This is a genomic window from Variovorax sp. GrIS 2.14, from assembly GCF_046115955.1.
Lineage (GTDB): Bacteria > Pseudomonadota > Gammaproteobacteria > Burkholderiales > Burkholderiaceae_C > Variovorax.
In genome coordinates, this window is sequence record NZ_JBJXIA010000065.1 from 1 (window position 1) to 4,914 (window position 4,914).

Annotated in this window: 2 protein-coding genes; both read right to left on the minus strand. The window is 60.0% G+C overall.

Features of this window, described 5'->3' with window-relative positions:
* Nucleotides 1-126 precede the first annotated feature (126 nt).
* Complete coding sequence (locus tag RCH10_RS27255) at nt 127-2,688, minus strand: EAL domain-containing protein (protein ID WP_409054797.1); 2,562 nt, start codon at nt 2,686-2,688, stop codon at nt 127-129.
* 990 nt (nt 2,689-3,678) lie between these two features.
* Nucleotides 3,679-4,602: a GAF domain-containing protein gene (locus tag RCH10_RS27260; protein WP_409054798.1), complete on the minus strand. Its 924-nt coding sequence runs from the start codon at nt 4,600-4,602 to the stop codon at nt 3,679-3,681.
* Nucleotides 4,603-4,914: the final 312 nt, after the last annotated feature.

Consider the following 4,914-nt stretch of genomic DNA (forward strand, 5'->3'; position numbering starts at 1 on the left):
GCCTAGTTTGATGAAGAGCTCGACTGCTCGGATTCGATCTTCGTAGGAATACATGAACTACTTTCAGGTAGTCCAACTTTTTGTCCGCACCCCCGATAGGTCAAGATTCAACCGGCGCAGACGGGCTCAAGCTTTATTCGCGCTGGATGCGAATTGGCGCAGCCGACGCTCGTGCTGCTCCAGGAGGCTCGCGAACGCGTCGGCGGACACCGGTCGGCTGAAAAAGTAGCCCTGCGTGCGGTCGCATTTGTGCTGGCGCAGGAGTCGCTCTTGCTCAAAGGTTTCAACGCCTTCGGCCACCACGGTGAGCCCCAGGCTCTTGCCCATGGCGATGATCGCCTGCGTGATCGCTGTGTCCTGCGAGCTAGTGACAATTTCGTCGATGAAGGAACGGTCGATCTTGAGCGTGTCGATGGGAAAGGCTTTGAGCTGCGCAAGCGAGGAGTAGCCGGTGCCAAAATCGTCGATTGCCAAACGCACCCCCATCGCCTTGATCGCACGCAGCAACTGCACCGCCGCGTCGGGGTTTTGCACCACCATGCCTTCGGTGATCTCCAGTTCCAGCAGGTGCGGTGGCAGGCCTGTTTCCCGAATTACTGCGGCCAGATCGGACAGGAACAACTCGTCCTGCAATTGCCGCGCAGATAGGTTTACTGCCATGCAGACCATGGGCAGCCCGGCACGTTGCCAAGCCATGTTCTGCCGGCACGCTTCGCGCAGCACCCATTTGCCGATGGGCACGATCAGCCCGGTCTCCTCCGCAATGCCGATGAAGCGTAGGGGCACGACCGACCCCAGTTCCGGATGGTCCCAGCGAAGCAGCGCTTCCACGCCCACGATGGCGTCAGTTGCGAGGTCAATCTGGGGCTGGTAGTGAAGGCTAAGTTCGTTACGCTCAAGTGCACTGCGCAGTTGGCTCTCGATGGCGAAGCGCTCGGTCGAGCGCGCGCGCATGTCTTCTGAGTAAAACTGCAGGTTGTTTTTGCCGGCGTCTTTGGCAAAGTACATCGCAGTGTCCGCATTCTTCATCAGGGTGCGTTCGTCCTGGCCGTGCAACGGGTACTGTGCCACGCCAATGCTGGCGCTCACGCGGCATTCCTGCCCCTGCAAGACCAGCGGCTGCAGCGCGGCGGTTAGCAGCCGGGCGGCCACCGCATCGATGGCGGTGCGCCCCTGGCCGTCTTGCAGCAACGCCACGAACTCGTCACCGCCCAGCCGAGCCAACACATGCGCCGGTCCCAACGCATCGCAGAAGCGCCCAGCGATCTCCTGCAATAGGGTATCGCCGACGTCGTGGCCCAAAGTGTCGTTAACAAATTTAAAGCGGTCGAGGTCGATGAACAGCAAAGCGAAGCAGGCACCGTCACGCTGAGCGCTGCGGATTGCACCGGTGAGCAGCTGGCCGAACATCAGGCGGTTGGGCAGGCCGGTGAGCGCATCGTGGGTCGCCAAAAACTGGACGCGGCTCTCGGCAAGCTTCTCCTTGGTGATCTCGCGCGAGATGCCGCGGTACCCTGCGAATGCGCCGTCGCTGAATACTGGCTCGCCGCTCACGCTCAGAAAATACGGGCGGCCGTTGTCGAGCGTGCGAAACATGACGACGTCGCGGAACGCCTCACGTGCTTCCATCTCGGTACGCACCATCGCCCACGTGCGTGGGGCCTCGATCGCTAGAGCCGTTTCCCATATCAACTGGCCGACGAACTTGTCGCGCGTAGCCGGCACCACGCCGCCACGCCCGGCCAGCGTTCGGTAGCGAAGATCGGCGTCCAGCTCCCAGAACCAATCGGTCGAAAGATGGGCCAACGCCCTAAAACGTTGCTCGCTTTGATGGAGCGCCTGCTCGACACGCCGGCGTTCTGTAACGTCGCGCAGCGTACCTCGAAAGCCCAGCACCCGGTCATGCTCGTCGAAGACAGGCTGCACCTGACCTTCGCCCATCACAGTTCGGCCGTTCCGGTGCAGCATCTCCCAGTCAAAGCTGGGCACCGTGCGACGCGTATCGAATACCGAGCGGAACACCTGAAGCACCTGATCGGCCGCGGCCTTGGTCTGAAGCTCCCGGTGGCTGCGACCGACGAGATCCTCCATTGGTCGCCCCAACATCGCGCCGAAGGCCGGATTGACTGACGTGAGACGACCGTGCAAGTCGACCTCGAAGTAAGAGTCGCCCATTGACTGGACGATGGTGCGGTACTTTTCCTCGCTTGTTCGCAGCGCAAGCTCGATGCGCGTGCGTGCAGTAATGTCGCGCAGCATTCCGAAGAACCCGATGCACTCTCCAGTGGGTCCGCGCAGCAGACTGACGGATCCCTCCACCCGCACGACATTGCCGTTCTTGTGCACGTACTCCCAAGATTGGGTTTTTCGGTGCTCGCCGGTTCGGTACACCTCTTTGAAGGTCGCGGCCACTTCGCTGGCCATCTCGGGCGTCTGGTGCGCGCGGTTGTCGAGGCCGTCAAGTTCTTGCGCGTTGTAGCCAAGCAGCCGCACGAAGGCCTCGTTGACGTAGCGGTAGCGGCCGTGCAGGTCGACCTCGTAGTAGCCGTCCTCCATGCCCTCAAGCAGGCTGCGAACGCGCTGCTCACTCGCTCGCAGCAGGTCCTCAGCCTGCCGCCGGCGGACATCGCGCTCCAAATCGTCCAGGTCGAAGCCGACGTTATGCGCCATAGGGTCGATCAGGGCCACGTCCTGCACGTTGAATCACCGCGTCCCGCACAGTAAAGCGCAAGCACGCGGATCGCGCGACATTGGCAGCGAAGTAGCATGGCGGCAATTGCGGCATGACCAACCTCTCGGACTGGCTATACCAAGGCGCGGACTGCACGTTTTGGTGAAAGTCGTTGCCGCCGACAGGCGAGCTGCTGCGATAGGCTTGACTGATCAGGCTCCGGCCCAGAGCATTCGTCAAGAACATACTGACAAAGACATCTGGGTCAACATTTCGTCGCTGATGTGCCCGCGATGGTGACAATCTCGATCCCCCGGTGACCGCGTCGGGCCTGCACACGGCTACCATCTGGAAATTGCCGCTCTCAATGTCTGCGCTGCACAGCCGCTGAAACAAGGCTTCGATCGTTGTCGCGCGCAGCACGGCCTCGTTGGTGCGCTGAGCGCAGCGAAGATCGATGAGGCAAGCAGCGTCGCACAGCGGCCAACCGTCCTTGGGCCCGCCGTGAACGCAATTTCCGCACCGCCAACTGTCCAAATTTTTCACTCGTGCAAGCATGGTGGAAATCGCACACAAAGACCATCAGGCACGGCCCGATGCCGGTGACGAATTTAACGAAAACGTCCGTGTTGACGTCGACAGATCAAGCTTGGGAAGCTGCGCCCTATCGAATACGTGGCACCCCTGCCCTCGTCCATGCACGCCTTCACCCGGTTCCAGTTCAGCTCCAATCCTTGGCAGAAAGAAGTCCGGGCGCATTTTCAGCGGACGCTTCCGTCGTCACGGGTCAAATCCAAATCGCCACATCTCGAAGAACGCCTCGGTCTGAGGCGTCTCCTCATCGCTCAGCACGGCCGCGGCAGGTTCGGCCACCTCGCTGGCCGCCGCGGCATCTTCGGCGCATCGGAAAACAAGTGCTCGCATGCCTCGCGCGCGAGGTGCGCGAAGTCTCCCATCAGCCTGGCGCTCACTCCACGGCTACGCTTGAAGTACTGAGGCTTTCTCTTTCAAGAGCGACCAGACGAGGGATCGGCTAGCGCCAAAGCTGCGCGGTACGCAGCGCCTCCCGCAATCCTTGTGTCGGCCGCCAATTGCGTCCACAGACGCGCCTGCTCAATCGGCGAAAGTCGTTTTTCCGGCTGCAATAGTCGCAACGTGATCCCGAGCAGCGCGACGATCGAAGTCAAACAGAAATGCATTGCATTTGACTTCGGCGTCATAAGTGGGCGCGCCGCGTCAGTCGACGCCTCGGACCGAAGTGCTGGACTTTCGAAGGGCATCATTGTTGCTACGTCGCCCAAATTCGGCACCGAGCTCACTTGGGCCAAGGCAAAGAGGCGTTGCATGGCGCCATCGACATTCGAAAGCGCATTCTGGACAAGTTCTTGCACATCGCGGGCCTGATCGGCAGCAGCCAGCAACCTCAGCCGCTGCACCGCCGCTCTGCCTTGAAGTGCCGTCACGACCGCGAACGCAAGTCGCTTCAAAGCAATGCGCTGAGCGTCGTCGAGTCGGCGTGGATGCGAGTCGATGACGCACAGCGTGCCTATCCGCACGTTGTCCGGCAATATCAGGGGTGCGCCCGCGTAGAAGCGAATATGGGGGGCGCCCACGACAAGAGGATGTTCGCAAAAACGAGGGTCTTGGGCGGCATCTTCAACGACAAATAGAGCGTCGCCAAGGACCGCATGGGCGCAAAAGCTCAGCTCACGGGACGTCTGCGGCGGCCCGTCAAAGCCAACACTGGCCTTGAACCATTGTCGATCGATGTCAACGAGAGTCACCAATGCGGTCGGGGTTTGACAGACGTTCGCAGCGGCATGCGCGAGCGCATCGAACTCAGGCTCAGGTGCGCTGTCCAGAACATTCAGGGCTTGTAGCACCTGCAGACTTTTCAACTCGTTGTTTCGCCAGGGTGCCGTTTTCAACATGTCGCGCCTCACATTTTTACTTTAACAATCAAACACCGGATCACATGCGGCGAGAAGATCGCCCGTGTCATTTCGGGAATCAAACATCAGGAAACGTAGACATTAAATAGACTCGGCTTTCAATGGCTCTTTGCATCATGGAAGCAAACTCCGGTCGTCACCTTTGATTCAGCGCCTGAAACCATGTATGCAAGGGACGCCTTCGGTTTTCCAAGATGGGGGTGCGGACAAAAAGTTGGACTACCTGAAAGTAGTTCATGTATTCCTACGAAGATCGAATCCGAGCAGTCGAGCTCTTCATCAAACTAGGCA